Below are 26,058 nucleotides of genomic sequence, written 5' to 3' on the forward strand. Positions count from 1 at the left end.
GAGGGACCGGTGCCGGGCATGTCCCGGCACCGGTCATCAGGGATCAATCCGGAATGTCCTGTTTCGGGGCGTCCTGCTCAAGGGCCGCGCGGCGGAAGGCTGTGCGCGCCCAACCCAGCCCGACCACGATCATCATCGGCCCAGCCGCGAAGGCGGGCAGTGACGGGATGCGAAACTGCGATTGGTGCTCGATCAGCAGGTTGTAAAGGATCCAGACAACCAACAGCAGGCCGATGACCGCACACAACAGCCCGAACAGCACCTGCGGAACGCCCATTGCCAGGCCGAGCGCTCGCTCGGTACGGGTGGGGCTGGGGATGGCACGCAGTTCACGGCCCAGATCGAACCAGGACAGGATGGCGGCGGGCAGGCCGATCAGCAGAAGCAGGATGAAGTAGCCGTTGCCGGTGCCGATCATCAGCGGTAGCGACGAGAACAGGGCCATGAGCGAGAGACCGAGTTTCGTGCGGGTGCGCATGGCCGGTCGTCCTTGAAGGGGAGGCGCAAGGTGTCCGTATGGCACGGGTCGAAGTTAGGCCACCGTGTCCGCGACGCTACACCTGCCGGGGCGCCGCCGCAACGAGGGCGCTGAGCGCCCCCGTTGTAGAGTCGAGCCGTGCTCGACTGCCCTCTGTGGCCGAGTCGGGCATGGCTCGACGCTACAAAGCCGGTTGGATCAGAACGACCAGGTGAACGTCAGCGAGCCGTTGCGGCCATCGCCGTACGCACCGTAGCCGTTGATCTGCGACAGGTACTTCTTGTCCAGCAGGTTGTTGAGGTTGGCCTGCACGCTGAACTCCGGCGAGATGCGGTAGCGCACGAAGGCGCTGACCAGTGCATAGCCACTCTGCTCGATGCGGCCGTAGGCAGGCACCGCGTAGTAGATGCGGTTCTGCCAGTTGGCACCGCCACCGACGGTCAGTTCCTGCAGCGACTGCGGGGTGTAGCTGGTGAAAAGCTTCAGGGCGGTCTGCGGCAGGTTGGTGTTGATGTCGGCGTCGTTGATGTCCTTGGCCACGTAGCGCGAGGCGCCGAAGGTGGCATTCCAGCCCGGTGCCAGTTCGCCGTTCACCTCGAACTCGAAGCCACGGCTGACGGTGCCGCGTGCGGCGATCGAGGCGAACTCACCCGGGCGGCCGATGATCGGCTCGCTGGTGACCTGGGCGACGTTGTCCTGCTCGATGCGGAACACCGCCAGCGAGGCATTCAGGCGGTTGTCGAACCAAGCCCCCTTGACGCCCACCTCGTAGCTCTTGCCGTCGACCGGGTCGAGATAACGGTCGTTGCGGTCGCGGGCGGTCTGCGGCTGGAAGATCTCAGTGTAGCTGGCGTACGCGGAGTAGGTGTCGTTGATGTCATACACCAGGCCGGCGTACGGGGTGGTCACCTTGTGTTCGCGGTCGTCGTTCTCGCCTTCGCTCTTCCAGTCGGTGTAGCGGGCGCCGATGATCAGCTTCAGCGGATCGGCCAGTGACAGGCGTGCGGCGGCGTAACCGGCCTTCTGGGTGATGGTGCCCTGGCTGGCCAGTGCCAGCGGGTTCCAGTTCGGCTCGCTGATGTTGCCGGTCCAGTGCAGGTAGCTGGTGAACGGGTCCCAGGTCTTGCCGGCGCCACCGACCTGGTAGTCGCCGTAGTTGGCATAGTCGCGCTTGTTGTAGCTCAGTCCGGCCATGAACTGGTGCTCGCGGCCGAACAGCTGGAACGGACCGTCAATATAGCCATCAACACCGGTGACCTTGCGCTCGGTGTTGTAGAAACCCGCGGAAGGCGAGATGCCCGTGCCGTTGGTTCTGTCGAAGTTCGATGCGCCCGTGGTCCAGTCGTTGTATGCCGGGTAGAACAGCTTGTCGTCGGCCTTGGTCTCATCGTGCGTGGCACCGACCTTGAACTTCCAGCCATTGCTGAAGGCGTGCTGCAGGGTGGCGAACGCGCGCTTGCTGGTGGTGTCCCAGTAGGTCCAGTTCGGGCTGGCGTTGAACGATTCGTCATAGCCGGTGCGCGAGCCATCGGAGTACAGCATCGGGAAGCCGCCCCAGGTCGCGCCGTTGGCGCGCTTCTGCTGGTAGTCGTAGCCCACGCTCAGCTGGGTGTCCGGGGTCAGGTCGGCGTCGATGACCGCATAGCCCAGCGTCTTGCGCTGGTTGTAGCGATCCATCTGGCCGTCGGTGTCCAGGTAGCTGCCGATCACGCGGCCGCGCACGGTGCCGCTGGCGTTCAGCGCACTGCCCACGTCCACGGTGGTGCGGGTGCGGCCCCAGCTACCGACGTTCACCGAGACGCTGCCGTTCAGTTCGGCGCTGTCGGCATGCTTGCGGATCAGGTTCACCGACGCGGACGGATTGCCGGCACCACTGAGCAGGCCGGTGGCACCACGCACCACTTCCACGCGGTCGTACAGCGCCAGGTCCAGGCCGGAATCACCGTAGCTCCAGTTCTGCACCATCTGCGTCGGCAGGCCATCGAACTGGTAGGCATCGATGTAGAAACCGCGCGCGTAGAACTCGGTGCGTTCGCTGTCGGACTGGGTGCTGGTCACGCCGGTGGTGTTGGCCAGCACGTCGATGATGTCGTCCAGGTTCTGATCTTCGATGCGCTGGTGGCTGATGATGCTGATCGACTGCGGGATCTCGCGCGGGGCCAGGTCGAAGCGGGTACCGGCCGAGGTGCGGCGCACCGAATAGCCTTCGGCGCGTTCACCCTTCACCACCACCTTGTCGAGGTTGGTCGGATCGGCGGCGGTTTCGGCGAAGGCGGCCGGGGCCACGGCGCAGAGAACGGCGAGCACGGCAACGGACAGCCGTTGTGGCTGCGGCGTACGGAAGACGGAACGGGTCATGGGGGTCCTGGACGAGCACGCGCGCTCGGCCGGCATCCAGAGGCGAGGCGCTACGGGCGGGAAACGGACGGGCAGGCCGTCCTGGCACCACCGGAAACGAAAGAAATGGTAATACGAACTATTCCTATTTACAAATCATGAACAGATCGGTCTGCGGGTGTGCAGTGGCAGTCAGCGCAGCAATGGCAGCGGGTTTCGCGCGCCGTCGGTGCCGTAGACGCCCCAGTGCAGGTGCGGCGGCGTGCCCTTGGCGTTGCCGCTGTCGCCGACATGGCCGAGCAGATCGCCGGGTTGCACCACCTGGCCGCGTGCCAGGCCGTCGGCCCAGTCCTCCAGATGCGCGTAGTAGTAGCGTTCGCGCCCGGGCCCGATCACCCAGACCTGACGCCCGCCGAGCCCGCGTTCGCTGACATCCGCGACGACACCGGCCGTGGCGCTGCGCACTGGGGTGCCGCGTTTGGCGAAGATGTCGATGCCGGCGTGGGAGCGGTCACGGCCACGTGGCGCGCCGAAGGTATCGGCGATTTGGCGTGGCCGCACGCCGTCCACCGGCACCGGTAGTTGCGTTGCCGGCGGCATCCGCGAGAGCGCCCACAGCATCTTCGGTGCGACCGCCCATGGGCTGTTCCACAGCGTCATCGCCGCGACGAGCGCAATGGCCAGCCACAGGCCACGCAGCAACCAGCGGCGAAGGCGGTGGGCGTGGGAGGACGGTGTATTCATGGCTCGACGCTACAGAACCGGTGTCAGCGGGACCTCGAAACTCCGCTTCAACGTGCCCAGTGCCACCGAGGTGCGGAAGCGCTCGATGTTGTCATCGCCGCCGAACAACCGCTCGGTGATGGCCTCGTACTCTTCCATCGACGCCGCCGAAAGCAGCAGCAGGAAATCGCCATCGCCGGTGATGGAGTAGCACTGCTGCACCGCAGGGTCGTCCTGCACGCGGCGCCTGAACGGCGCCACGCGGTCGCGCTGCTCGCTGACCACGCGCACCTCGACGATGATGGTCAGCGGCCGACCGATCTTGGCTGCGGCGACCACCGCCACGTTGGCCGCGATCACGCCACTGTCCTGCAGGCGCTTGATGCGCCGTTGCACGGCCGGGGTGGACAGGTGCACGGACTCGGCGATTTCGCGCTACGGCAGGGTGTTGTCCCGCTGCAGGAGGTCGAGGATGGCGCGGTCGAAACTGTCGAGCACGGGAGCGATGGCCATGGCGAGCAGAAGTTGCACGAACAGGCTGTCAATTGAGCCAAGTGCTCGACGCCGACGCAATAGACTTTGCGCATGCAGACCTCACGACTTGCGCCGATGTTGCCGGCGCTGGCGGTGCTCGGCTCGGTCACCTCGCTGGCCATCGGCACTTCCTACGCAAAACACCTGTTCCCGCTGATCGGTGCGCAGGGCACCAGCGCGCTGCGCGTGGGCTTTTCAGCGCTGTTGCTGCTGCTGTTCTGGCGACCATGGCGCTGGAAGACCAGCCGCGTGGATGCGATCACCATCCTGCGCTACGGGCTCACCCTGGGGCTGATGAACCTGCTGTTCTACATGGCCCTGCGCACGATTCCCTTCGGCATCGCGGTGGCCATCGAGTTCACCGGGCCGCTGACGGTGGCGATGCTGTCATCACGACGCCCGATCGATTTCCTCTGGGTAGGCTGCGCGGCGGTGGGGCTGCTGTTGCTCCTGCCGATCGGCGGTGGCCCCGCGCTGGACCCGGCCGGCGTGCTGTACGCGATGGGCGCTGCGGCCTGCTGGGGCCTGTACATCGTGTTCGGCAAGCGTGCCGGTCATCTGCATGCCGGGCACTCGGTCTCGCTGGGGCTGCTGGCGGCGTCTCTGGTGGTGGTACCGGTGGGCGTGGTGCATGCCGGTGCCGCGCTGCTCGACCCAAAGATCCTGGCGGCGGGCCTGCTGGTGGCACTGGTGTCCAGCGCGATCCCGATGTCGCTGGAAATGATGGCGCTCAAGCGCCTGCCGAAGGAGACCTTCGGCATCCTGATCAGCATGGAGCCGGCGGTGGCCGCGCTGTGGGCAATGCTGTTGCTGCACGAGCACCTGCACGGGCTGCAGTGGCTGGCGATCGGCTGCACGGTGTTGGCCTCGGTGGGCAGCACGATGACCGCGCGGCGCCTGAAGGCACCCGTCACCGCCTGAAAAAAAGGGGACGGAGGGGATTAAGTCGTTTGTGCCCCGATTTAGGGAGCGCCGGGCGGCGCCCGGCACAGGGCGTGCGGACCAACGGTCCGCACCTACCGCAACGGCGAGTCAGCGCAGGGCGTCGGCCGGGACGTCGATCTGCATCGCCAGGGCGAGGTGATCGGAGAACGCGGCCGGTACGGCTTCCACGGTGCGGGTCTGCAGGCCGCTGCTGACCAGGATGTGGTCGATGGCGCGGTCCGGCCGCCAGCTGGGGAAGGTCGGCACGATGCAGCCCGGGGGCTGCAGCCGGGTCTTCTGGTACAGCACCTGCATTTCCGGGCGCTCGGCCAGGCAGTTGAAGTCGCCCATCAGTACTGCGTTGGGGTGGTCGGACAACAGCTCGGCGATGAAGCCCAGCTGCGACATCCGCGATCCCGCGCCCAGCGACAGATGGGCCACTGCCACCGCCAGGCCATCGGCGCCATCGCCGAACTTGGCCAGCAGCACGCCGCGCCCGCCGATGCGGCCGGGCAGGGCGTGATCCTGCACTTCAACCGGTTCCAGCTTGCTCAACAGGCCGTTGGCGCTGGAGGCGACCCCACCCATGCGCCGGTTCGGCTGGTGGCTCCAGTAATTGAAGCCGGCGCGCTGGGCCAAATAGTGGGTCTGGTTGGTGAAGCCCGAGCGCAGGCTGCCCGGGTCGGCCTCCTGCAGGCCGACGATGTCATGGTCGCGCGCCAAGGTGGCGATCGCGTCAAGGCTGCTGCGCTTGCGACCCGCCGGCAGCGCATGTGACCAGCTGCGGGTCACATAGTCGCTGTAGCGGCGGGTACTTGAGCCGGCCTGGATGTTGGCCGTCAGCAAGCGCAGGGTCCGTGTACGGGGGGAATTCACGGCCGGGAAACGCTTCTCTTGGATCAGTGAGCCTGGGCCGCACCGCGTTCGCGGGCGATCAGGTGGTCGGCGATGCGCAGCATGTCCGGGAAGCTCTTGCCCTTCACCAGGTACTTGCCGTTGACGATGATCGACGGGGTGCCGCTGATGTGGCTGCGCTGCGCGAACTGCTTGGCCGAGTTGGTCTTGGCATTCACTGCGAAGCTGCCCATGGTGGCGGCGAACTGCTTCGGATCCACGCCGTAGGCACCGTAGAACTTGGCGATGTCTTCCACCGAATCACGGCCGCGCTCGCCCTTCAGGGTCTTCTGCGAGTGGATGGCGGCGTACAGCGCTTCGTGGGTCTTCTCCTGCACGCCCAGGGTCTGCGCGGCGTAGAAGGCACGGGCGTAGTCATCCCAGGTGCCGCCGAACATGGCCGGCACGTAGACGAAGTTCACGTCGCTCGGCAGGCCGGCCTTCCACGGGCCGACCAGCGGCTGGAATGCGGCGCAGGCCGGGCAGACGTAGCCGAAGATCTCGGTCACTTCGATCTTGCCGGTGGCCGGCTGGAACGGCTGGCCGTTCGGGATCACCTGGTAGTCGGCACCTTCCACCGGGGCCGGGCCGGTCAGTGCGGCGGTGGTCGGGGCCGGTGCGGTGGCCGGAGCCGCTTCGGCCGGGGCCTTCTCGCCTTCAGCGGCAGCCGGCGCGGCGCCTTCGCTGCCCGCCGCCGGCGCAGCAGCCGGTTCGGTGGTGGCTGCCGGGGCTGCAGCCGGTTCGGCCGGGGCCGCGGTGGTGTTGGTGCTGCCATCATCAGCCTTGCAGGCAGCCAGTATCGGCAGCAGCGCTGCGAGGGCGAGGGCGTAACGGATCTTCATGGAAACGTCTCCAGCATCTGGAATGGTGGGGCCGGCGCCAGGCGCCGGCCAGAGGGAAATGATGACATGCGGCGGCGACGGCGCCGTGTCGGTGGTGGGTGTTGGTTCAGCGGCCGCGGGCAGCGCGGGCCTGGGCGATCAGCGCCGAGGCGATGCGCAGCTGGTCGTCGAAGCTGTTGCCACGCACCAGGTACTGGCCGTTGATGATCAGCGCCGGGGTCCCCGGGATCCTGGTGCGCTGGGCGAACGCGCGCGCGGCATCGACCTTCTTCTGTACGGCGTCGCCGCGCAGGGCCTGCAGGTAACGGTCCGGGGTCACGCCATACGCCTTGTAGAAGGTGGCGAGCTCATCGGCCGAGACGTTCTGCATCGGCAGCGATCCCTGCTCGTGCAGGGCCTTGAACACGGCAGCGTGGCTGCGCTTGGCCACGCCGACCTCGTCGGCGGCGTAGTAGGCCAGTGCCCAGGCATCCCAGGCGCCACCGAAGGCAGCCGGGACCGGGGTGAAGCGCACGTCGGCCGGCAGCTTGGCCGCCCAGGCTTCCAGCTGCGGTTCGAAGTGGGCGCAATGCGGGCAGGTGTAGCCGAAGACCTCGACCACCTCGATCTTGCCGGCCAGCGGCTGGAACGGGCCCGGCTGGGCGATGCGCTCGTAGTCTTTGCCCTCGACCAGCGGGGCATTGGCGGGGGTAGCGGCGCAGGCTGCCAGCGGCAGCAGCACCAGCACGGACAACAGCAGGCGGGAAATCAACCTCATCGACACGCATCTCCGTTGAAAAAAGCAACGCCGGCGCGGTCGCCGGCGTGAAGGAAACATACCGCAGGCGCGGGCCGTGGTGGCGGCCCGGGCCGACCAGTGGTGGTCAGGGGGCGGCAGCCGGTTGCGCCGACGGGGGGGCAGTGGCCACATCGTCGGCCTTGTTGTGCAGGCCCTGCAGGTAGCTCGACAGCGCCTGCACCTCCTGCTCGCTCAGCTTCTGCGCGACTGTCGCCATGATCTGGAAGTGGGCCTTGTCGGTCTCGTTGGTCTGGCCGGCCTGGTATTCCTGCAGGCGGCGCGCGACATAGCTGGCGTGCTGACCACCGATGTGCGGATAGGCCGGACCCGGATTACCGGCACCGCTGGGGCCGTGGCACGCCATGCAGGCCGGCAGGCCGCGCTTGGCGTCGCCGCCACGGTACAGCTGCTGGCCGATCTCGTAGAACTTCATGCCCTTGTACGGGCCGTCGGTGACTGCCGTGTCATCGGCGATGCCGGCGGTGGCCTTCTGCGTGGCGAAGAACGCGCCGATGTCGCGCATGTCCTGCGGGGTGAGGTTCTGTACGAATGGCACCATCGCCACCGCCGCGCCGGAACTGCGCTGCCCATTGGCGATCAGGGCCATCTGCTGGGCGACGTAGCGTTCGCTCTGGCCGGCGATGGACGGGTACATCTCCACCGTGGAATTGCCGTCGGCGCCATGGCAGGCCGCGCAGGCCGAGGCCTTGGTCTGGCCGGCCTTGGCATCGCCCCAGTGGGTCTTGCTGAAATCCACCTCCAGCGAGGCGGTGTTGATCGGCCCGTTGTCGGGCAGCGGGGTCAACGTGGTCTGCGCGAACGCAGCAGCGGCAACGACTACAGCAGTGGCAAGGGCGGATACGGCAAGAACGCGAGCGTGGCGCATGCTGAAGCTCCGTATGGACCGGGCCGGGCGGTGGCCGCCGGCATCGCCCGGATTATCAACGCCGTTTCCGCGCACGGTCAACGCAGCAGTGCAGCAAAATGCCCGCAGAGGCCGCCGGCACGGGCGCGCGGCGCCGCAACATGCGATCCTAGGCACATGTCATTGCTCATCGAACGCGCCCGTTACCACCTTTCGGCCCACAACGTGCGGCAGCTGCCGCCCGACGAAGGGGCCGAAGTGGCCTTCGCCGGCCGCTCCAACGCCGGCAAGTCCAGTGCGCTCAACGCGCTGACCCGCCAGAACGCCCTGGCCCGTGTCTCCAAGACCCCTGGCCGTACCCAGCAGCTGGTGTTCTTCCAGGTCACCCCGGAAGCGCATCTGGTCGACCTGCCAGGTTATGGCTATGCAAAGGTGCCGCTGGACCTGCAGGCGCACTGGCAGGCCTTCATCGACAAATATTTCCGCACCCGCGAAGCCCTGAAGGGGCTGGTGGTGGTGATGGACATCCGCCATCCGCTGAAGGACTACGACCGGCAGATGCTGTCCTACGCCGTGCAGCGCGGCCTGCCGGCGCACGCCCTGCTGACCAAGGCCGACAAGCTCAGCCGCAGCCAGCAGATGCAGTCCCTGCAGAAGGTGCGCAAGGAACTGCAATCGGCCTACGGCGACAGCGTCAGCGTGCAGGTGTTCTCCGGCGAAGACCGTACCGGCGTGGACGAAGCCCGCGGCGTGATCGGCGGCTGGCTGGGGCTGGAATAAGGTATTTCCGGTCGCCCGGCTGGCAGCCGGGCGCTACCCGATCGGTGGGTGCCGGCCTTGGTCGGCACACCCTCACAACGGCGAATACTCCGCCGGCACCCACGCATAGGCCTTGCCCTCGCCACGCACATGGCCCAGGCCGGGGAAGGGCAGGTGCGCACCGGCTACCCACCAGCCGTTGGCGGTGGCCTGCTGCAGCAGCCCGCGACGGCTGGCGATGGCCGCTGTGCGGTCCGAATCGGCCTCGAATGCCGCCTCCGGGTGCGCGAACTGCACCGCATGGAAGTGCAGCACATCACCCCATACCAGCAGTGACTGGCCCTGGCTGTCGAGCCGGTAAGAGACATGGCCGGGCGTATGGCCATGGGTGTCCATCGCCACCGCGCCGCCGGGCAGGGCGTCGCCGGGGCTGAAGGTGCGCAGGTGGCCGCTGGCCTGGTATGGCGCGACCGCATTGCGTGCCAGCGGGAAGGCGAAGCGCACGCCCGTCGGCGCGGTGGCCTCGCTGGCCGGGTTGAGCCAGTAATCGGCATCCGCCTTGGACAGCCACACCGTGGCATTGGGATAGGCCGGCTTGCCCTGCGCGTCGAGTACGCCGCACAGGTGGTCCGGATGGGCGTGGGTCAGCAGCACCTCATCCACCTCGGCCGGGTCCACGCCGGAGGCGCGCAGATTGCCCAGCACCTGGCCCAGGCCGGGGCCGAAGCACTGCGCGGTGCCGGTGTCGACCAGGGTCAGGTGGTTGCCCTGGCGGATCAGGAACGCATTGATCGCGGTCTGCAGGCCCTTCTTGTCTTCCGGCACGTAACGGCCTTCCAGCAGGCGGCTGACCAGCGTCGGCGGCACGTCCACCACTTCCTGCCGACCCAGCGCGACCACGCCGTCGAACAGGGCGGTGACCTGCAGCGCACCGATGCGCTGGTGATAGACGCCGGGCACCTGCTGGGTGGGGGCGGGCGAGGTGGCCTCGGCCAGCGCGACCAGCGGCAGGGACGACAGGGCCAGCAGCAGGGCGCCGCGCAGCGGCAGGGGACGCAGGGTCATGGCGGTTCTCGGTGGATGACGGGCGGTTCCGTTGTGCCCAGAGTGCCGTGGCCGGCGTGTGCGCGGCGCTCAAACCACTGCGCGGAATGCTCAGGGAAGGGGTGTTGTCTGCAGGGCTGCGCCCTGCACCCGCAGAGGCAATGGCAACGGCAACGGCCGAAGCAAAAGCTGGTTTCCTGTTGGATGGCGGGGTGGGTCCGGTTGCGGGAGACGCCGTAAACCCGTCCATGGGGGCTTGGCCGCGGCATCCATGCCGCGGACACTCCCGCAACCGGACCCGCCCCGCCTTCGACAGTTTTCCGCGATCTGTCAGCTCGTGGGGTCAGATCCGTTTTCCGCAGGAAAACGGATCTGACCCCACGAGTTTCATTCGATATCTGACAGATGTGTCGACCAAGGTCGACACCTACTAACAGTCGCGAAGATCTGTCAGAGGTGGGGCGGTGTGGGTGGGCAGGACCGTTGGCGCCATGGATGGCGCCATCGAGCCCCCATGGATGGGTTTACGGCGTGTCCTGCCCACCCACACCGTCCCGCCCTCCCACGGATAGCCGCTGTTGCTGTTGCTTTCGCTGTTGCCGTTGCCTCTGCAGGTGCAGGGCTGCAAGCCCTGCCGAACCCCCTCAAATGTCTGTGGGAGCCAGTCCGTACTGCTCGGCGAAGCGCTTGCTGAAACTCGCCGCAGACCGGTAGCCCGCGCGCGCTGCCACGGTCTTCAACGGCAGGTCCGTCGTGTAGAGCAGCTGCATGCCATGCGCCAGCCGTGCCTCGGTGAGCAGCTGGCGCAGGCTGGTGTCCTCGGCGGCAAGACGGCGGCGCAGTGTCGCGCCGCTCAACGCGAACTGTTCTTCCACATCGCGCGATTGCCAGTCGCGGGCCGGTTCGGCGGCGATGCGGTCGCGGATCTGTTCGCCCAGGCTCGGTGCCTGCGGCAGCAGCAGGTTGCCGTGGCCCTGCCGGCACAAGGTCAGTACCAGCGAGGCCAGGGCCAGCCGCGCTTCGCTGTAACGACCGTCCTGCAGCGATTGCCGCCACTGGCGCAGCACCGCGCCATGATCGATCAACGGCAGTCGCGCCATCGCCTGGCCTGGCGCGGGAAGCTCCTCGCTCCACAGCGTGCGTGCGGCCGCCAGCACTTCGGCACACAGCGGCACGATGGCGCTGAGGTAGCGGCCACTGCGTGGGTCGGGGGTGTTGACCACATCGATGCGGCAGCGCTGGGTCAGCAGCAGGATGTCGCCGGGGATGAACTCCAGCGACTGGTGCGCGGTACGCACCTGCTTGCGGCCTTCCAGCAGGATCGCGAACTGCGGTTGCGGAATCTCCACCGAGCTGGCGCCATGTTCGCGCCGCGCGGTGATGCACGCATAACCTTCGGCGCGTGCGCAGCCGGCCAGGCTGGCCATCTCGGCCAGCAGCGCGGTAACTGGCGGCAGCATGCCGGTCATGTCACCTGGGCGCCGAACACGCGACCGACGCCTGCAGCGGCGGCCATTGCCAGTGCACCCCAGAACATCACCCGTATTGCGCCGCGTACCGGCGGGGCGCCGCCGGCCTGGGCTGCCACCGCGCCGGTCAGGCACAGGCCGAGCAGGGTACTGGCCGTGGTCATCAGTGCGACCTTGTCGACCGGCGCCAGCAGGGCGGTCAGCACTGGCAGCGCCGCACCGCAGGTGAACGCACCGGCCGAGGCCAGCGCTGCCTGCAGCGGCCGGGCGCGCAGGGTATCGGTGATGCCCAGTTCGTCGCGGGCGTGGGCACCCAGCGCATCGTGGGCGGTGAGCTGTTCGGCCACCTGCCGCGCCAGCGCAGGCTCCAGGCCGCGGTGGCGGTAGATCGCGGCCAGCTCCTCCAGTTCGCTGTGCGGATCGTCGCGCAGCTCGCGCTTTTCCATTGCCAGGTCGGCCTCTTCGGTGTCGGCCTGGGTCTGCACCGAGACATATTCGCCCGCCGCCATCGACATCGCGCCGGCCACGGTACCTGCCACGCCGGTGGCCAGGATGGTCGCAGCCGAGGCGCCGCTGGCGGCCACGCCGACCACCAGGCCAGCCACCGAGACGATGCCATCGTTGGCGCCCAGCACGGCGGCTCGCAGCCAGCCGACGCGCTCGGAGCGATGCAGTTCGGGGTGTCGTGAATGGCGGCTCATGGCTCTGAGTGTACGAGGGTCAAGAGGGCGTCGGTAGGATGCTGAAACCCGTCACCGTCGCATGACGCAACGGGGTGCCACGCTATAGTGCGCCCTTGCGATGGAAGGCCGCGAGCCCCACATCCCCCGCCACCGTCCAGCGAGCCTTTCCCTTGTCGAGCCCCAGCCACGTCGCCGATACCCCCATTACCGACCGCTCGCAGCTGGTGGAGGTGATCGCCTCTGGCGAGAAGCCCCGCGCGCAGTGGCGCATCGGCACCGAGCACGAGAAGTTCGGGTTCCGCCTGGATGACCTGCGCCCGCCGACCTTCGAAGGCGAGCGCGGCATCGAAGCGCTGCTCAACGGCCTGGTCCGCTTCGGCTGGGAGCCGGTGCAGGAGAACGGCAACACGATCGCCCTGCTGCGCGATGGCGCCTCGGTGACGCTGGAACCGGCCGGTCAGCTGGAACTGTCCGGTGCGGCGCTGGAGACCATCCACCAGACCTGCGTGGAGACCGGCACCCACCTCAACGAAGTGGCACAGGTGGCCGGCGAACTGCAGCTGGGTTTCCTCGGCATGGGCTTTCAGCCGAAGTGGAAGCGCGACGAGATGCCCTGGATGCCCAAGGGCCGCTACAAGATCATGCGTTCGTACATGCCCAAGGTCGGTTCGCTCGGCCTGGACATGATGACGCGCACCTGCACGGTACAGGTGAACCTGGACTACGCCACCGAAGCGGACATGGTGAAGAAGTTCCGCGTATCGCTGGCGCTGCAGCCAATCGCCACCGCGCTGTTCGCCGATTCGCCGTTCACCGAAGGCAAGCCCAACGGCTACCTGAGCTACCGCTCGCACATCTGGACCGACACCGACGCTGACCGCACCGGCATGCTCGACTTCGTGTTCGAGGATGGCTTCGGTTACGAGCGCTATGTCGATTACCTGCTCGACGTGCCGATGTATTTCTCCTACCGCGATGGCATCTACCACGACGCCAGCGGGCAGAGCTTCCGCGATTTCATGCAGGCCAGGCTGCCGGTGCTGCCGGGCGCGCTGCCGACGCTGCGCGACTGGTCGGACCACATGACCACCGCGTTCCCGGAAGTGCGCCTGAAGAAGTACCTGGAAATGCGCGGCGCCGATGGTGGTCCGTGGAGCCGCCTGTGTGCGCTGCCGGCGTTCTGGGTCGGGCTGCTGTACGACGACGCTGCGCTGGACGCTGCGTGGGACCTGGTGCGTGACTTCACCCTGGCCGAGCGCCATGCACTGCGCGACGGCGTGCCGAAGCATGCGATGAACCTGCCGTTCCGCAATGGCACGGTGCGCGACCTGGCCCGCGAAGCCGTGAAGATTTCCGTCGAAGGCCTCAAGCGCCGCGCGGCGCGCAATGCCGACGGCCAGGACGAGAGCAAGTTCCTGGACGTGCTGCAGGAGATCGTCGAATCCGGGCTGACCCCGGCCGAGCGCAAGCTGGCGCTGTTCCATGGCCGCTGGCACGGCGACGTCGATCCGGTGTTCCGCGAATTCGCGTACTGAGTGGATTGCGGTAGTGCCGGCCGCTGGCCGGCAGCCATGCGGGGGTGCCGGCCAGCGGCCGGCACTACCAGAAGAAAAACCCCGGCATTGCCGGGGTTTTTCATTTTCCACATCTGCCTTGGATCAGGCGGCGTCCTTCATCGTCGCCATGTCGATCACGAAGCGGTAGCGCACATCGTTCTTCGCCATGCGTTCCCAGGCTTCGTTGACGTTCTTGATGTCGATCATCTCGACGTCGCTGACGATGCCGTGCTCGGCACAGAAGTCCATCATTTCCTGGGTTTCGGCCATGCCGCCAATCGCCGAGCCGGTCAGGTGCTTGCGGCCGAAGATCACGCTGCCACCGGTCAGCGGCGGGTCCAGTTCGGTCAGCACGCCGACCAGGCACATGGTGGCTTCACGCTTGAGCAGGCCCATGTACGGGTTGGTGTCATGGCCGACCGGGATGGTGTTGAGCAGGAAGTCGAAGCTGCCCGCGTGCGCCTTCATCTGCGCGGCATCGCGCGAGACCAGCACTTCATCGGCGCCCAGACGCTTGGCGTCGGCACCCTTTTCCGGCGTGGTGGTGATCATCACCACGTGCGCGCCGAGCGCCTTGGCGAACTTCACGCCCATGTGGCCGAGGCCACCGAGGCCGATCACGCCGACCTTCTGACCCGGGCCGACCTTCCAGTGGCGCAGCGGCGACCAGGTGGTGATGCCGGCGCACAGCAGCGGGGCGGCGGCCTTCAGGTCGAGGGTCTCGGACACCTTCACCACGAAGCGCTGTTCGACCACCACGTGGTCGGAATAGCCGCCGTAGGTCGGAGCGCCGCTTTCGCGTTCACGGCCGTTGTAGGTCCAGGTCGCGCCCTCTGCGCAGTACTGCTCCAGGTCGTGCTCGCAGGCATCGCAGTGGCGGCAGGAGTCGACCATGCAGCCCACGCCGGCGTGGTCGCCGACCTTGAAGCGGGTGACGTTGCTGCCGACCTCGGTCACGCGGCCGATGATCTCGTGGCCCGGCACCATCGGGTAGATCGAGCCACCCCAGTCGTCGCGGGCCTGGTGCAGGTCGGAGTGGCAGATGCCGCTATAGAGGATCTCGATGCGCACATCGTCCGGGCCGACCGCGCGGCGTTCGAACTCGTACGGGATCAGCGGGTCGGTATGTGAATGGGCGGCGTAACCACGGGCGAGGGACATGGGGAATCCTTGGCAGGGTTTGTCGAAAGGCGCTTTACAATACGCCCCGTACCCAGCGGCAAAAAGCCCGGATATCGGCATGATTCATCAAGTGAAACTGCACAATCATGGCCACTGACAATCTCACCCACCTGGCCGCGTTCGCGGCGGTCGCCCGTCACCGCAGCTTCCGCCGTGCCGGCGCCGAGCTGGCGCTGTCGACCTCGGCGGTGAGCTATGCGATCCGCGCGCTGGAGGAACGGTTGGGCGTGGGCCTGTTCCATCGCACCACCCGCAGCGTGGCCCTGACCGAGGCCGGGCAGCGCCTGCTGGAACGCCTGCAGCCCGCGCTGGGCCAGGTGCATGACGCGCTGGAGGAGATGAACCAGTTCCGCGCCGCGCCGGCGGGCCTGCTGCGTATCAATGCTACCCGCGCCGCAGTGCCGACCCAGTTGGGGCCACGGCTGGCGCGCTTCCTGCACGCCCATCCCGACGTGCGGGTGGAGCTGACCGAGAACGATGGCCTGGTCGATATCGTTGCCGAAGGCTACGACGCCGGCGTGCGCCTGCACGAGTTCGTACCCGAGGACATGGTGGCGGTGCCGATGGGCCCACCGCTGCGTGGCTTGATTGTTGGCTCGCCGGACTACCTGCGGCGGCGCCCGGCGCCACAGCATCCGCGCGACCTGGCCACACACGAATGCATCCGCTTCCGCTTCGCCAGCGGGCATCTGTACAAGTGGCAGTTCGAGCGCGGTGGGCAGGCGCTGGAGATCGATGTACCGGGGCGGCTGACGCTGGGCGAGCAGGGCACCGTGGTCGGCGCGGTGCTCGATGGCATTGGCCTGGCCTATGTGCTGGAAGACACCGCGCGGCCGTACATCGAATCCGGACAGATGGTGGCGGTGCTGGAAGACTGGAGCGAACCGTTCGCCGGCTTCGCGCTGTATTACCCGAAGCAGCGGCAGATGCCTGCCGCGCTGCGTGCGTTCGTGGACATGCTGCGCGAGTGAGGTGCTGCAGGAGTGCCGACCAACGGTCGGCACCCACCGGGGGCAGGCCATTGCCGACCAACGGTCGGCACCCACCGGGGCAGGCCATTGCCGACCAACGAATCGGGATCGGCCGGTAGATCCACGCCACGCGTGGATGGAGCAACCTTACGGCGCCTGCAACACCGGCGCCAAGAACGCCACGCAGTCGCGCAGGTGCACGTCCACCGGCGCATCCTCGGCCACCACACCGATCACGCGTTCGCGCAGCGGCTCGGCCACGGCCATCGCCAGCAGCAATCGCGCCATGCAAACAGGATCTCCCTCGCGTAGCAGCCCACGCTGTTGCTGGCGCGCCAGCCAGTCGGCCAGCAGCGCACGGCCGCGTTCGATGCCGTTGTCCAGATAGGCCTGCAGCAGCGCGTCCTTGCCGGGAAAGTCGGTGGCCAGCAGGCGGAATACCTGCACCGCCTGCGCCGACAGCGCCTGCGCGCACACCGCGTGCAGGATGTCCTGCAGCAACGGCACGACCTCTTGGGCATTGCGCGCATCGCGCTGCAGTTGCGGCGCGAAGCCGTCGGTCCACTCACGCACCGCCAACCCAACCAGTTCCTCGCGGTTGCTGGCGTGGCGGTAGACGGTCTTCTTCGCCACTCCGGCGTGCGCCGCCACCGCTTCGATGGTGGTGGCCTCGTAGCCCTGCGCCAGCAGCAGTTCCAGCGTGGCCTGCAGCACGGCGTGGCGGACTTCGGCTTCCGGCCGCGCAGGGCGGCCGCGGCGGCGGGTCGGTGATGTGGGCTCGGGCACGGTGGTGCTGTTCATTGCGCCCATCTTACCGCATCCGGACAATTGCGAAACGGTAGACGTTTCCGTATTGTCGGGACTCCCAACACCGCAGGAGACCCCGATGGATACCGCTGTGAACGCCCGCGCCTGGCTGGACCACCACGATCTGCTCGACCCGGCGCCGATGCATCTGGAGACCGGCATCCAGCGCCGCGAAGACGGCACCCTGCTGGTGGCGGTGCGCACCGATCTGCACGGCTGCAAGGGCCGCATGCTCGACTGGTGGTTCACCTTCTTCGAGACCACCCAGCACATCCGCTGGTGGCATCCGGTCGATCATGTCGAGCATCGCGGCTGGGACGCGGCCTGGCAGCGCGGGCGCAGCTACCACGGCGCCAGCATCCATGCGGTGGAATCGCTGGCCGACATTCCGCCGGTGGCGGCGCGCTTGAAGTTCCATGACCCGCGCACGTTGCTGGTGCCCGAGCGCCTGCAGGCGGCACAGGATGCAGGCGATGTATCGGCGGTGATCGCCGCGCGAATCGGCTTCGGCGACCAGGTCCGTCTGGATGCAAACGCTGACCCCTGCGACGGGCAGATGCTGCACGTCGCACGCGATACGCCGTTTGGCTGTGTGCTGCGCAGCCGCTTCGTGCTCGGCCTGGACAGCACCGATCCGCACCGCGATGCCGGCGATGCGGTCGGGCTGGGCCTGCTCAAGCACTGCTACACGGAGTTCAGTTTCCTCTCGCGCCTGCTGCCGTCGCTGTACTACGGCGAGCGCGCCAACGGCGAAGCGGTGCCGTTGCCGTGGTGAGCGGTGCAACGGTCATTCGACCAGTGCGTCGTAGCCTTCGCCGCTGAACTGGATCAGGCAGAAGCCGTGGCCGAACGGATCGGCCAGCACGGCGATGCGTCCCCAGCGGCGCTCGCGCACGGATTGCTCGAGCGTCGCTCCGGCTGCGACTGCACGTACCAGCGCGGCTTCGATGTCATCCACCACCCAATCCAGGTGCAGCGGCGTCCAATGGCGCTCGTAGTCGCGCACGTCGCCGTCTTCGGTGGCGGCGCTGCCGGCGTCGTTGTGCAGCAGGTAGAGCGGCGTTGGCCCACCGAGCAGCTCCACGGCGCCCGGGCCGAGACGGCGGCCGATGCGCAGGCCGAAGGCCCGGATGTAGAAGTCTTCGGCGGCGGCCAGGTCGGGCACGTCGAGGTTGACGATGAAGCTGTGGGCAGTGGCGTTCATGGCAGCGATGGGCGGCATCCGGTGGTCGCAGTCTAGTCCTGCCGCGTGCTGCGGCTGGTTCATCTCCTGCGCGGATTCGGGCAAGCTGGGCGGTCTCCATCGACAAGGACATCCATGAGCGCGCTATCCGGCATCGAACAGGCCACCGGCCAGTCCTTCCCGCCCCTGTTCAAGCAGCTGCATGCAGCGGATCGGTTGAGTTGGGGTGCCCCACATCCGGAATGGTCCGAGGTGGTATTCCCGACGCTGCAGGCGGATCCGCCGGTGCTGCTGTATGCCCAGGACTATGAGCCCCTGGAGGACGATGAGCTGCTCGAGGCGTGGCAGGAGCTGACTGCGGAGGATCATTACAATCCCCTGCGCACTGACCTGCAGTTGCTGCCCTTTGCGCGGACCGGCGGTGGCGACAGCTACTGCTTCTGGAGCAACGCGCCCGGCTTTGCCGAGCCCCCCGTCGTGCTGGTGTGGCATGACGATGATCGTGCCGATGTGCTGGCGGCCAGCTATCAGGATTTCCTGTTCCGCAAGATGGTCGAAGCCGTTGCTGACTACCAGGGGCCGTACACGCTGCTGTCGCACGGCGAGCTGGCCAGCAACCTGCGGCGCTGGCTGCAGAGCCACCAGCCGTTCCTGCGCGATGACCAGTACGCAGCCCTGCAGCGGCTGTTCGCCCGCGTTGACGATATCGCTGAAGGAAACATCAGCGACGAGGATGCACAGGCCATCGTCGCTGAGGTGATCGGCTTCGAGCGGTTGGACGAGTCGTTCGCCTACGTGCGCGAGGACGCCTGAAGGCCGGGGTCGGATCCGCGCGCAGCGTGGCTCTGACGCCTTGTTCGCCGAACAGGGGTCAGAGCCCTTTCCGTTGGAAAGGGATCCGACCCCGTGGGGGCCCCGTGGGGATCAGCCCGCGGCCGGGTAGTCGAGGTAGCCTGCTTCGCCGCCCCCGTAATAGGTGCTGCGGTCGGGCGTGGCCAACGCGATGTTGCGCTGCAGGCGTTCGACCAGATCCGGGTTGGCGATGAACGGCTGGCCGAACGCGGCCAGGTCGATGGTGCCCGCTTCGACCAGCTGCAGGGCGCGTTCGCGGGTCATGCCACCTGCCAGGATGACGGTGCCACCGTAGGCCTGCTTGAACTGCCGCAGGAACGCCTCGCCCAGCACCGACCGGCCCGCCTGCAGGTTGTCGTTGAGGTGCACGTAGGCCAGCCCACGCTTGCCCAGTTCCTCGGCCAGGTACAGATAGGTGGCTTCGTTGTCGGGGTAGAACGGCATGTCGAAGGTGAGGTTGTTCGGTGCCAGGCGCACGCCGATGCGATGCGCACCGATACGCTGCGCCATCGCATCGACGGTCTCCAGGATCAAGCGCGCACGATTGGGCAGCGAGCCGCCGTAGCGATCATCACGCTGGTTGATGAGCGGGTTGAGGAACTGCTCGAACAGGTAACCGTTGGCGGCATGCAGTTCGATGCCGTCGAAGCCGGCCGCAATGGCGTTGTCCGCCCCGCGCACGAAGTCGTCGACGATACCGGGGATCTCCGCAGTCTCCAGTGCACGTGCCGGAGTGGGATCGGCGTGGCCGCGGCTGCCATCGTCCAGGTACACGAACGAGGTGTTCTTCGGTGCGCTGGCCACCGGGCGGGTACCGGCGCTGACCGGTTGCCCACCGTCGGGCTGCAGCGAGGAATGCGACATGCGGCCGACGTGCCAGAGCTGGGCGAAGATCGTGCCCTGTGCGGCATGCACCGCCTCGGTGACACGCTTCCACCCGGCCACCTGCTCGGCTGACCAGATGCCCGGCACGTCGATGTACCCCTGGCCCTGCGGCGAGACCGGGGTGCCTTCACTGATGATCAGGCCAGCGCTGGCGCGTTGCTGGTAGTACTGCGCGGTGAGCGCATTGGCGACCGAGCCGGGGTTGCGGGCACGGGTCATCGGGGCCATCACAATGCGGTTGCGCAGGAGGGTGCCTGACAGGTCGAAGGGGCGGAACAGGGTGGCGGTCATGTCGGTCTTCTCGGTGCGGGGGGAGGAGCGCCAGCGGCGCGATGCCCACAGGATGGAGTTGACATGCGGGCGCATAAAGCGCTTCGATCTCCCTGAGTGTGGGACTATTTGTCCCCAATGGAGCGCGATAGATGCTGCCGCTGGAATCGTTGAATGGCCTGGTCACGTTCGTCACCACGGCCCGCTCAGGCAGCTTCACCGAGGCCGCCGACGCGCTGGGCATCTCGCGCTCGGCGGTGGGCAAGGCCATCGCCCGGCTGGAAGCGCGGCTGGGGGTGCGCCTGTTCCACCGCACCACGCGGCGCATCGCGCTGACCACCGATGGCGAGGCGTACTACGCATCGTGCGCGGCGGCGCTGGAAGAAATCTCCGCCGCCGAGGCCTGCCTGGGTTCGGCCGGCCTGCCCAGCGGGCGGCTGCGCATCGACATGCCATCCTCGTTCGGGCGCCTGGTGGTGCTGCCGGTGCTGTTGCGGCTGTGCCGGCAGTACCCGGACCTGCAGTTGACGATGACCTTCACCGATCATTTCGTCGATCCCGTCGAGGAAGGCATCGACCTGCTGATCCGCTTCGGCGGGCTGCACCAGGCCGAGCATCTGGTGGCGCGGCGGCTGGGGCGCCAGCGACTGGTCACCTGCGCATCGCCGGAGTACCTGCAGGCGCACGGCGTGCCGCGCACGGTGGAGGAACTGGCGCGGCACCGCAGCATTGTTGGCTTCCGCCACGGGCAACCGGTGTGGTGGCGGATCGGTAGCGAGGAGGACGAAGGGACATTCATCCCGAATGCGCCCTATCAACTCAATGACGGCGACGCGGTGATCGAGGCGGCCATCGCCGGGCTTGGTATCTGCCAGATGCCGGTTTCACTGGTACGCCGCCACCTGGATTCCGGCGTGTTGCGGTCGGTGCTGGATGCGCACATGCAACGGCACATCGATATCCACGCGCTGTGGCCACCGACGCGCCACCTGCGGCCCAAGGTGCGCTACGTGGTGGATGAACTGACCCGGTTGGCGGGTGAGGGATTGTTTGACTGAGCGTAGGGCTTCAGTAGCTGACGATCCGGGCGGACGTGTCTTCGCCTTCCTGAAGTGCTTCAAACACCTCGGCCAGAAGCGCGATCAGATCGCGCCCATGTGAGGTGACGAAGTAGGTCGCCAGGCTGTCGATATCGCCAGCGATATCGTCTCCCCACGGTGGACGCTGGGTTCGATCCTCGAACGACCATATGACACGGGCTGGCGCAAGCTCGGCCAGCTCTCGGCGGACCCCATGTAGTTCGGCCAGCGCGGCGGCAGCATCTGATTGCTGCAGTCTGCCGGCGTATAGCTGATTCAAGAGGATAGGGAATCGACTTGCCCAGCCATTCGGCTCCAGGTTGCCGGATATGGTCGAGAAGAAGGCATAGAGAAACGCACCACTACCGATCTCATCGGTGATGCGCCCGAGTTGGATGCCAACACCCATTGCCTGGTTCCTGATTCTGCCGATCCCACAGCATGCCCGATGCGTTTACGGGAGAAGCGCAATTGCTGTAAGTGATTGATATGAATGGATCCAACGGCACTATTGCGGAGGCGGGAGATGCCATTTCCGTCACTTTGCCAACACGCGTGTATACTATCCCCCAGTATAGTTCCGAGGTGGCCCGCCATGCCGCACTCCCCCGAAGAGAAGAAAAAGGTCCTGGCCCGCGTGCGCCGCATCCGCGGCCAGTGCGATGCGCTGGACCGCGCGCTGGAAGCCGGCGCTGACTGCGGGCCGGTGCTGCAGCAGATCGCCGCCATCCGTGGCGCGGTCAACGGCCTGATGTCCGAGGTGATGGAGGCCCATCTGCGCGAGGAGTTCGGCCAGCCTGCGGCCTCCGATGAACAACGCGCCGAACGCGTGCGCGACATGAGCGCGTTGATCCGCTCGTACCTGAAATAAACGATGGCGCAACATGGCGCCGCCCATCCTGTCATTGCCTGTCTTTGGAGAAACCACCATGAAGTCCCGTGCCGCCGTCGCCTTTGGTCCCGGCCAGCCGCTGCAGATCGTCGAGATCGACGTCGCCCCGCCGAAGGCAGGCGAAGTGCTGGTCAAGATCACCCACACCGGTGTCTGCCACACCGATGCGTTCACCCTGTCCGGCGATGACCCGGAAGGCCTGTTCCCGGTGGTGCTGGGCCATGAAGGCGCCGGCATCGTGGTCGAGGTCGGCGAGGGCGTGACCAGCGTCAAGCCCGGCGACCACGTGATTCCGCTGTACACCGCCGAGTGCGGCGAGTGCCTGTTCTGCAAGAGCGGCAAGACCAACCTGTGCGTGGCCGTGCGCGCCACCCAGGGCAAGGGTGTGATGCCCGATGGCACCAGCCGCTTCAGCTACAACGGTGAGCCGCTGTACCACTACATGGGCTGCTCGACCTTCAGCGAGTACACCGTCGTTGCCGAGGTCTCGCTGGCGAAGATCAACCCGGACGCCAACCCGGAGCACGTCTGCCTGCTCGGCTGTGGCGTCACCACCGGCATCGGCGCGGTACACAACACCGCCAAGGTGCAGGAAGGCGACAGCGTGGCCGTGTTCGGCCTCGGTGGCATCGGCCTGGCGGTGATCCAGGGTGCGCGCCAGGCCAAGGCCGGCCGCATCATCGCGGTGGACACCAACCCGTCCAAGTTCGAGCTGGCGCGCGAATTCGGTGCCACCGACTGCATCAATCCGAAGGATTTCGACAAGCCGATCCAGCAGGTCATCGTTGAAATGACCACCTGGGGCGTGGACCACAGCTTCGAGTGCATCGGCAACGTCAACGTGATGCGCGCGGCGCTGGAATGCGCGCACCGTGGCTGGGGCCAGAGCGTGGTGATCGGCGTGGCCGGTTCGGGCCAGGAGATCTCCACCCGTCCGTTCCAGCTGGTGACCGGGCGCAAGTGGATGGGCACCGCCTTCGGCGGCGTGAAGGGCCGCAGCCAGCTGCCGGGCATGGTCGAGGATGCGATGAAGGGCGATATCGAACTGGCCCCGTTCGTCACCCACACCATGGACCTGGACAAGATCAACGACGCCTTCGACCTGATGCATGAAGGCAAGTCGATCCGTTCGGTGGTCCACTACTGAGCCGCGTCATGGGCTGGTTCGATGCCCTGCGCCGGCCGCGTGCGGAAGACCCGCGCGCGGCCCTGGTGGCGCCGATCGAGCAGGCGTTGCGTGCGCTGGGCTGGGTCGACGGCGAGGTGGGACCACCGCGTGCGGTGACTTCGGCCTTCGGCAGTGACGATGGCATGCCGTTCGAGCAGTGGCTTGCGCAGGTATTCCTGCCGCGCCTCTACGAGGCCCGCGCCGACGGCCAGTGGCCACCGCGCAGCGACGTGGCGGTGGCGGTGTATCGCAACCTTGACGGCCAGCCTGGCGTCGAATCGTTGCTGCGCCTGCTGGCACAGCTGGATGAACGGATCAACCAAGGCATCCACGCCGGGCGTGGATAAGCCGACCAAGGTCGGCATCTACCGGAAGCACGCGTGCGCTGACGCGCCGCGCAGGAGAGCACCATGGAACGCATTGAACACCGCGCCTGTTTTGGCGGCTGGCAGGACGTCTACCGCCATCATTCGACCACGCTGGGCTGCGACATGCAGTTCGCCGTGTACCTGCCACCGCAGGCGGAAACACAGAAGCTGCCGGTGCTGTACTGGCTGAGCGGCCTGACCTGCACCGAGCAGAATTTCATCACCAAGGCCGGCGCGCAGCGTTATGTGGCCGAGCACGGTGTGATCATCGTCGCGCCCGACACCAGCCCGCGCGGTGATGACGTGGCCGATGCCGAGGGCTACGACCTGGGCAAGGGGGCAGGGTTCTACCTCAATGCCACCCGCGCACCGTGGGCGAAGCACTACCGCATGCATGACTACGTGGCGCAGGAGCTGCCGGCGCTGATCGAGGCGAACTTCGCGGTGACCGACGCGCGCGCGATCAGTGGCCATTCGATGGGCGGCCATGGCGCGCTGGTGATCGCGCTGCGCAACCCCGGGCGCTATCGCAGCGTGTCGGCGTTTTCGCCGATCGTCGCGCCCAGCCACGTGCCGTGGGGGCAGAAGGCCTTCCATGCCTATCTGGGCGACAACCCGGCCGACTGGGCGCAATGGGATGCCTGCGAGCTGATCGCTATGGCTGACGAGCGCCTGCCGCTGCTGGTCGACCAGGGCGAGGCGGACGAGTTCCTGCAGACCCAGCTGCAGCCGCAGCGCCTGCAGCAGGCCTGCGATGCCGCCGGCCATCCGCTGACCCTGCGCCTGCAGCCCGGCTACGACCACAGCTACTACTTCATCGCCAGCTTCATCGGCGAGCACATCGCCCACCACGCCCGCGCCCTGCAGGGCTGAGGGCTTTCCGGTAGCGCCGGCCGCTGGCCGGCAACCTGCAGCCCTGTGATTCATTGGGTTTGCCGGCCAGCGGCCGGCACTACCATCGCGGTGCACTCGGAGTGTCGTTTTGCCGCAGTGGATCACGCCGCTGTGGCGTGCCGGCGCGCTATCGTGCGCGTAGACGGCCTTGCGGATCGGGGGGATGCATGCCGGTAGTGCTGGCGCTGCTGTATGTGCTGTGCCATGGCCTGGTGCTGGCCCTGTGGCCTGGCCCCGCCGGGGTCGGCTCCTTCGTTTTCCTGACCGGCGCCCCGTTGCTGGCGGCGGCCGCCTGCCTGTGGCGGGCCCGCCGCGACCGCGCGGCACTGGGGTGGCGCGCCACGGCATTGGCACTGCTGCTGTGGGCCGGCGGCATGGCGTTCAACATGATCGACGCGCTGGGCGCCGGGCGTGCCGATTTCACCCCGCGCGCAAGCATGTTCCTGTACGTGCTGTATGGCGTGCCCCTGGTGTTCATCCTGGCCCGGGCACGCCGCGAGCGCCTGAGCATCAGCCTGATCGACGCGGCGATGGCGGCGCTGCTTGGCGTGCTGTTCTTCGTGCATGCGCAGTCGTTCGCCGCCCGCGTGGACATCGACGACCACGCATTGTCCAACATGCAACGCATGTTCGATATCCAGAACCTGTGTATCGCCGCGTTCGCCGTGGTGCGATGGCTGGCCGGCGACGTGCCCGAACGGCGCAGGTTCTTCCGCGCACTGGCGCTGTACGCACTGGCCTATCTGCTGGTGGCCTACTACATCAACCACTACACCTCCGATGATGCATTCGGTGCGTTCAACGATCTGCTGATCGACGTACCTTTTCTGCTGATCGCCTGCCTGGCGCTGGACACGAGGCCGGACACAGGCACCACGGCACACCCGCGGCTGGCGAGGACGGTGCAGGCCGCCGGTCCGATCATCCTGCCATTGCTGCTGCTGGTGGTCGGCACGCTGGTGGTCGATCATGCGCGGCCGTTGGCCGTTGCCGGCTTCGTCGTAGCCACCCTTGGCTTCGGCCTGCGCAGCGTCCTGCTGCAGACCGATCTTCTGGAACGCCAGGCAGCACTGGATCAACTGGCGCGGCAGGATGGCCTGACCGGCGTGGCCAACCGCCGCGAGTTCGACGCACGGCTGACGTCCGAGTGGAATCGCGCACGGCGCAGCGGCACCGAGCTGGGCCTGCTGCTGGTGGATATCGACCACTTCAAGGCCTTCAACGACCAGCACGGCCATCCGGCCGGTGATCGTTGCCTGCAGGCGGTGGCCGGGGTGCTGAAGGCCATAGCCGGTCGCGGTGGTGACAGCGTTGCGCGTTATGGCGGTGAAGAGTTCGCCGTCATCGTGCCCGGAAGCCCGTTGTCGGGCGTGCTGGCGCTGGCCGAGCGGCTGCGCGAAGCGGTCGAAGCGCTGCCATTGCCGGAGGGCCCGGTCAGCATCAGCGTCGGCGTGGGTTACCTGCATCCGCCGGCTCTGGCCAGTGCCGATCAGTTGCTGGCAGACGCCGATGCCGGCCTGTATGCCGCCAAGCGGGCTGGCCGCAACCAGGTGATCCTGCATGCGCACGTGCTGGATGACGAGGGCAGCACGCACGGAACGATGGACTGCTGAGCAGCTCT

The 26,058-nt window shown here is 67.2% G+C and carries 27 protein-coding genes and 1 pseudogene; 12 read left to right on the forward strand and 16 right to left on the reverse strand.

What is annotated here, in order from left to right; translation table 11 throughout:
* Positions 1 to 43: 43 nt before the first annotated feature.
* The 4 genes and pseudogenes from AC5P6X_RS04910 to AC5P6X_RS04925 form a co-directional block, all read right to left on the reverse strand.
* Positions 44 to 478: a hypothetical protein gene (locus AC5P6X_RS04910; protein ID WP_234411856.1), complete on the reverse strand. Its 435-nt coding sequence runs from the start codon at positions 476 to 478 to the stop codon at positions 44 to 46.
* Between the two features lie 198 nt (positions 479 to 676).
* Complete coding sequence (gene fhuE, locus AC5P6X_RS04915; protein ID WP_108270537.1) at positions 677 to 2,836, reverse strand: ferric-rhodotorulic acid/ferric-coprogen receptor FhuE; 2,160 nt, start codon at positions 2,834 to 2,836, stop codon at positions 677 to 679.
* A gap of 171 nt (positions 2,837 to 3,007) precedes the next feature.
* Entirely contained in the window at positions 3,008 to 3,559 is a 552-nt protein-coding gene (locus AC5P6X_RS04920) for a M23 family metallopeptidase (protein ID WP_043034019.1), read from the reverse strand.
* A gap of 9 nt (positions 3,560 to 3,568) precedes the next feature.
* A pseudogene (locus AC5P6X_RS04925) lies at positions 3,569 to 4,051 on the reverse strand (Lrp/AsnC family transcriptional regulator).
* A gap of 72 nt (positions 4,052 to 4,123) precedes the next feature.
* On the opposite strand from AC5P6X_RS04925, the gene AC5P6X_RS04930 reads away from it, so the two are divergent.
* Positions 4,124 to 4,993: an EamA family transporter gene (locus AC5P6X_RS04930; RefSeq protein WP_012481254.1), complete on the forward strand. Its 870-nt coding sequence runs from the start codon at positions 4,124 to 4,126 to the stop codon at positions 4,991 to 4,993.
* Between the two features lie 111 nt (positions 4,994 to 5,104).
* On the opposite strand, the gene AC5P6X_RS04935 is transcribed toward AC5P6X_RS04930, so the two are convergent.
* The 4 genes from AC5P6X_RS04935 to AC5P6X_RS04950 form a co-directional block, all read right to left on the reverse strand.
* Entirely contained in the window at positions 5,105 to 5,842 is a 738-nt protein-coding gene (locus AC5P6X_RS04935) for an endonuclease/exonuclease/phosphatase family protein (protein ID WP_005411026.1), read from the reverse strand.
* 53 nt (positions 5,843 to 5,895) lie between these two features.
* Complete coding sequence (locus AC5P6X_RS04940) at positions 5,896 to 6,732, reverse strand: thiol:disulfide interchange protein DsbA/DsbL (protein ID WP_495215341.1); 837 nt, start codon at positions 6,730 to 6,732, stop codon at positions 5,896 to 5,898.
* 106 nt (positions 6,733 to 6,838) lie between these two features.
* Positions 6,839 to 7,489, reverse strand: coding sequence for a thiol:disulfide interchange protein DsbA/DsbL (locus tag AC5P6X_RS04945; protein WP_005411024.1), 651 nt, complete (start codon positions 7,487 to 7,489; stop codon positions 6,839 to 6,841).
* Positions 7,490 to 7,595: 106 nt separating this feature from the next.
* Entirely contained in the window at positions 7,596 to 8,396 is an 801-nt protein-coding gene (locus tag AC5P6X_RS04950) for a c-type cytochrome (RefSeq protein WP_005411023.1), read from the reverse strand.
* 156 nt (positions 8,397 to 8,552) lie between these two features.
* Here AC5P6X_RS04950 and yihA point away from each other — a divergent pair, with 156 nt between their 5' ends.
* A complete protein-coding gene (yihA, locus tag AC5P6X_RS04955; RefSeq protein WP_005411022.1) occupies positions 8,553 to 9,155 on the forward strand; it encodes a ribosome biogenesis GTP-binding protein YihA/YsxC in 603 nt (200 codons plus the stop codon).
* Positions 9,156 to 9,227: 72 nt separating this feature from the next.
* Here yihA and AC5P6X_RS04960 read toward each other — a convergent pair whose 3' ends face one another.
* From AC5P6X_RS04960 to AC5P6X_RS04970, 3 genes are all read right to left on the reverse strand, one after another.
* Positions 9,228 to 10,199 carry an MBL fold metallo-hydrolase gene (locus AC5P6X_RS04960; protein WP_099605119.1) on the reverse strand — a complete coding sequence of 324 codons (972 nt, stop codon included), beginning with the start codon at positions 10,197 to 10,199 and terminating at the stop codon, positions 9,228 to 9,230.
* A 623-nt stretch (positions 10,200 to 10,822) separates the two neighbouring features.
* On the reverse strand, positions 10,823 to 11,647 hold the full coding sequence (locus tag AC5P6X_RS04965; RefSeq protein ID WP_005411020.1) for a helix-turn-helix transcriptional regulator: 825 nt from the start codon (positions 11,645 to 11,647) through the stop codon (positions 10,823 to 10,825).
* On the reverse strand, positions 11,644 to 12,348 hold the full coding sequence (locus AC5P6X_RS04970; RefSeq protein WP_099605454.1) for a VIT1/CCC1 transporter family protein: 705 nt from the start codon (positions 12,346 to 12,348) through the stop codon (positions 11,644 to 11,646). Before AC5P6X_RS04970 ends, AC5P6X_RS04965 begins: the two co-directional genes overlap by 4 nt.
* Positions 12,349 to 12,500: 152 nt before the next feature.
* Between AC5P6X_RS04970 and AC5P6X_RS04975 the strand changes: the two genes are divergently transcribed.
* Entirely contained in the window at positions 12,501 to 13,865 is a 1,365-nt protein-coding gene (locus tag AC5P6X_RS04975; RefSeq protein ID WP_049450587.1) for a glutamate--cysteine ligase, read from the forward strand.
* A gap of 123 nt (positions 13,866 to 13,988) precedes the next feature.
* Here the strand turns inward: AC5P6X_RS04975 and AC5P6X_RS04980 are convergent, their stop codons facing one another.
* Positions 13,989 to 15,047 (reverse strand): NAD(P)-dependent alcohol dehydrogenase, encoded by a 1,059-nt coding sequence (locus AC5P6X_RS04980; RefSeq protein ID WP_049450585.1) that lies wholly within the window; start codon positions 15,045 to 15,047, stop codon positions 13,989 to 13,991.
* 107 nt (positions 15,048 to 15,154) lie between these two features.
* Between AC5P6X_RS04980 and AC5P6X_RS04985 the strand changes: the two genes are divergently transcribed.
* Positions 15,155 to 16,039, forward strand: a complete 885-nt coding sequence (locus tag AC5P6X_RS04985; RefSeq protein ID WP_049450583.1) for a LysR family transcriptional regulator — start codon at positions 15,155 to 15,157, stop codon at positions 16,037 to 16,039.
* Positions 16,040 to 16,186: 147 nt separating this feature from the next.
* On the opposite strand, the gene AC5P6X_RS04990 is transcribed toward AC5P6X_RS04985, so the two are convergent.
* Positions 16,187 to 16,849, reverse strand: a complete 663-nt coding sequence (locus AC5P6X_RS04990; protein WP_049450581.1) for a TetR/AcrR family transcriptional regulator — start codon at positions 16,847 to 16,849, stop codon at positions 16,187 to 16,189.
* Between the two features lie 76 nt (positions 16,850 to 16,925).
* On the opposite strand from AC5P6X_RS04990, the gene AC5P6X_RS04995 reads away from it, so the two are divergent.
* Positions 16,926 to 17,621 carry a DAPG hydrolase family protein gene (locus AC5P6X_RS04995; protein ID WP_005411014.1) on the forward strand — a complete coding sequence of 232 codons (696 nt, stop codon included), beginning with the start codon at positions 16,926 to 16,928 and terminating at the stop codon, positions 17,619 to 17,621.
* A 12-nt stretch (positions 17,622 to 17,633) separates the two neighbouring features.
* Here AC5P6X_RS04995 and AC5P6X_RS05000 read toward each other — a convergent pair whose 3' ends face one another.
* Positions 17,634 to 18,050, reverse strand: a complete 417-nt coding sequence (locus AC5P6X_RS05000; protein ID WP_012481244.1) for a VOC family protein — start codon at positions 18,048 to 18,050, stop codon at positions 17,634 to 17,636.
* A 114-nt stretch (positions 18,051 to 18,164) separates the two neighbouring features.
* Between AC5P6X_RS05000 and AC5P6X_RS05005 the strand changes: the two genes are divergently transcribed.
* The gene (locus AC5P6X_RS05005) at positions 18,165 to 18,842 is read left to right on the forward strand and encodes an SMI1/KNR4 family protein (RefSeq protein ID WP_005411012.1); all 678 of its coding nucleotides are present in this window, start codon (positions 18,165 to 18,167) and stop codon (positions 18,840 to 18,842) included.
* Positions 18,843 to 18,953: 111 nt separating this feature from the next.
* Here AC5P6X_RS05005 and AC5P6X_RS05010 read toward each other — a convergent pair whose 3' ends face one another.
* Positions 18,954 to 20,057, reverse strand: coding sequence for an alkene reductase (locus AC5P6X_RS05010; RefSeq protein ID WP_049450625.1), 1,104 nt, complete (start codon positions 20,055 to 20,057; stop codon positions 18,954 to 18,956).
* A 131-nt stretch (positions 20,058 to 20,188) separates the two neighbouring features.
* Between AC5P6X_RS05010 and AC5P6X_RS05015 the strand changes: the two genes are divergently transcribed.
* Positions 20,189 to 21,094: a LysR family transcriptional regulator gene (locus tag AC5P6X_RS05015; protein ID WP_049450579.1), complete on the forward strand. Its 906-nt coding sequence runs from the start codon at positions 20,189 to 20,191 to the stop codon at positions 21,092 to 21,094.
* A gap of 10 nt (positions 21,095 to 21,104) precedes the next feature.
* On the opposite strand, the gene AC5P6X_RS05020 is transcribed toward AC5P6X_RS05015, so the two are convergent.
* Entirely contained in the window at positions 21,105 to 21,524 is a 420-nt protein-coding gene (locus AC5P6X_RS05020) for an Imm70 family immunity protein (protein ID WP_049450578.1), read from the reverse strand.
* Positions 21,525 to 21,710: 186 nt separating this feature from the next.
* On the opposite strand from AC5P6X_RS05020, the gene frmR reads away from it, so the two are divergent.
* The 5 genes from frmR to AC5P6X_RS05045 all read left to right on the forward strand — a co-directional run bounded on the left by frmR (position 21,711) and on the right by AC5P6X_RS05045 (position 26,050).
* Positions 21,711 to 21,986 carry a formaldehyde-responsive transcriptional repressor FrmR gene (gene frmR, locus AC5P6X_RS05025; RefSeq protein ID WP_005411009.1) on the forward strand — a complete coding sequence of 92 codons (276 nt, stop codon included), beginning with the start codon at positions 21,711 to 21,713 and terminating at the stop codon, positions 21,984 to 21,986.
* Positions 21,987 to 22,044: 58 nt separating this feature from the next.
* Positions 22,045 to 23,154, forward strand: coding sequence for an S-(hydroxymethyl)glutathione dehydrogenase/class III alcohol dehydrogenase (locus AC5P6X_RS05030; protein WP_005411008.1), 1,110 nt, complete (start codon positions 22,045 to 22,047; stop codon positions 23,152 to 23,154).
* 8 nt (positions 23,155 to 23,162) lie between these two features.
* Positions 23,163 to 23,522, forward strand: a complete 360-nt coding sequence (locus AC5P6X_RS05035) for a YqcC family protein (RefSeq protein ID WP_329757023.1) — start codon at positions 23,163 to 23,165, stop codon at positions 23,520 to 23,522.
* Between the two features lie 63 nt (positions 23,523 to 23,585).
* Positions 23,586 to 24,416 carry an S-formylglutathione hydrolase gene (fghA, locus tag AC5P6X_RS05040; protein WP_049450576.1) on the forward strand — a complete coding sequence of 277 codons (831 nt, stop codon included), beginning with the start codon at positions 23,586 to 23,588 and terminating at the stop codon, positions 24,414 to 24,416.
* Between the two features lie 188 nt (positions 24,417 to 24,604).
* Positions 24,605 to 26,050 carry a GGDEF domain-containing protein gene (locus tag AC5P6X_RS05045; RefSeq protein ID WP_329757022.1) on the forward strand — a complete coding sequence of 482 codons (1,446 nt, stop codon included), beginning with the start codon at positions 24,605 to 24,607 and terminating at the stop codon, positions 26,048 to 26,050.
* The last annotated feature ends 8 nt before the right edge of the window (positions 26,051 to 26,058 follow it).

The organism is Stenotrophomonas sp. YJH_SMC_40 (assembly GCF_059368615.1).

What these genes read in the sequence shown, in the direction of transcription:
- AC5P6X_RS05010 (WP_049450625.1), bottom strand. Translation starts at nt 20,057, where the DNA reads ATGACCGCCACCCTGTTCCGCCCCTTCGACCTGTCAGGCACCCTCCTG.
- AC5P6X_RS05030 (WP_005411008.1), top strand. Translation starts at nt 22,045, where the DNA reads ATGAAGTCCCGTGCCGCCGTCGCCTTTGGTCCCGGCCAGCCGCTGCAG.
- AC5P6X_RS04940 (WP_495215341.1), bottom strand. Translation starts at nt 6,732, where the DNA reads ATGAAGATCCGTTACGCCCTCGCCCTCGCAGCGCTGCTGCCGATACTG.
- AC5P6X_RS05000 (WP_012481244.1), bottom strand. Translation starts at nt 18,050, where the DNA reads ATGAACGCCACTGCCCACAGCTTCATCGTCAACCTCGACGTGCCCGAC.
- AC5P6X_RS04965 (WP_005411020.1), bottom strand. Translation starts at nt 11,647, where the DNA reads ATGACCGGCATGCTGCCGCCAGTTACCGCGCTGCTGGCCGAGATGGCC.
- AC5P6X_RS04945 (WP_005411024.1), bottom strand. Translation starts at nt 7,489, where the DNA reads ATGAGGTTGATTTCCCGCCTGCTGTTGTCCGTGCTGGTGCTGCTGCCG.
- frmR (WP_005411009.1), top strand. Translation starts at nt 21,711, where the DNA reads ATGCCGCACTCCCCCGAAGAGAAGAAAAAGGTCCTGGCCCGCGTGCGC.
- AC5P6X_RS04910 (WP_234411856.1), bottom strand. Translation starts at nt 478, where the DNA reads ATGCGCACCCGCACGAAACTCGGTCTCTCGCTCATGGCCCTGTTCTCG.
- AC5P6X_RS04985 (WP_049450583.1), top strand. Translation starts at nt 15,155, where the DNA reads ATGGCCACTGACAATCTCACCCACCTGGCCGCGTTCGCGGCGGTCGCC.
- fhuE (WP_108270537.1), bottom strand. Translation starts at nt 2,836, where the DNA reads ATGACCCGTTCCGTCTTCCGTACGCCGCAGCCACAACGGCTGTCCGTT.
- AC5P6X_RS04970 (WP_099605454.1), bottom strand. Translation starts at nt 12,348, where the DNA reads ATGAGCCGCCATTCACGACACCCCGAACTGCATCGCTCCGAGCGCGTC.
- AC5P6X_RS04920 (WP_043034019.1), bottom strand. Translation starts at nt 3,559, where the DNA reads ATGAATACACCGTCCTCCCACGCCCACCGCCTTCGCCGCTGGTTGCTG.
- fghA (WP_049450576.1), top strand. Translation starts at nt 23,586, where the DNA reads ATGGAACGCATTGAACACCGCGCCTGTTTTGGCGGCTGGCAGGACGTC.
- AC5P6X_RS04995 (WP_005411014.1), top strand. Translation starts at nt 16,926, where the DNA reads ATGGATACCGCTGTGAACGCCCGCGCCTGGCTGGACCACCACGATCTG.
- yihA (WP_005411022.1), top strand. Translation starts at nt 8,553, where the DNA reads ATGTCATTGCTCATCGAACGCGCCCGTTACCACCTTTCGGCCCACAAC.
- AC5P6X_RS04990 (WP_049450581.1), bottom strand. Translation starts at nt 16,849, where the DNA reads ATGGGCGCAATGAACAGCACCACCGTGCCCGAGCCCACATCACCGACC.
- AC5P6X_RS05015 (WP_049450579.1), top strand. Translation starts at nt 20,189, where the DNA reads ATGCTGCCGCTGGAATCGTTGAATGGCCTGGTCACGTTCGTCACCACG.
- AC5P6X_RS05035 (WP_329757023.1), top strand. Translation starts at nt 23,163, where the DNA reads ATGGGCTGGTTCGATGCCCTGCGCCGGCCGCGTGCGGAAGACCCGCGC.
- AC5P6X_RS05045 (WP_329757022.1), top strand. Translation starts at nt 24,605, where the DNA reads ATGCCGGTAGTGCTGGCGCTGCTGTATGTGCTGTGCCATGGCCTGGTG.
- AC5P6X_RS04950 (WP_005411023.1), bottom strand. Translation starts at nt 8,396, where the DNA reads ATGCGCCACGCTCGCGTTCTTGCCGTATCCGCCCTTGCCACTGCTGTA.
- AC5P6X_RS04960 (WP_099605119.1), bottom strand. Translation starts at nt 10,199, where the DNA reads ATGACCCTGCGTCCCCTGCCGCTGCGCGGCGCCCTGCTGCTGGCCCTG.
- AC5P6X_RS04930 (WP_012481254.1), top strand. Translation starts at nt 4,124, where the DNA reads ATGCAGACCTCACGACTTGCGCCGATGTTGCCGGCGCTGGCGGTGCTC.
- AC5P6X_RS04980 (WP_049450585.1), bottom strand. Translation starts at nt 15,047, where the DNA reads ATGTCCCTCGCCCGTGGTTACGCCGCCCATTCACATACCGACCCGCTG.
- AC5P6X_RS05005 (WP_005411012.1), top strand. Translation starts at nt 18,165, where the DNA reads ATGAGCGCGCTATCCGGCATCGAACAGGCCACCGGCCAGTCCTTCCCG.
- AC5P6X_RS05020 (WP_049450578.1), bottom strand. Translation starts at nt 21,524, where the DNA reads ATGGGTGTTGGCATCCAACTCGGGCGCATCACCGATGAGATCGGTAGT.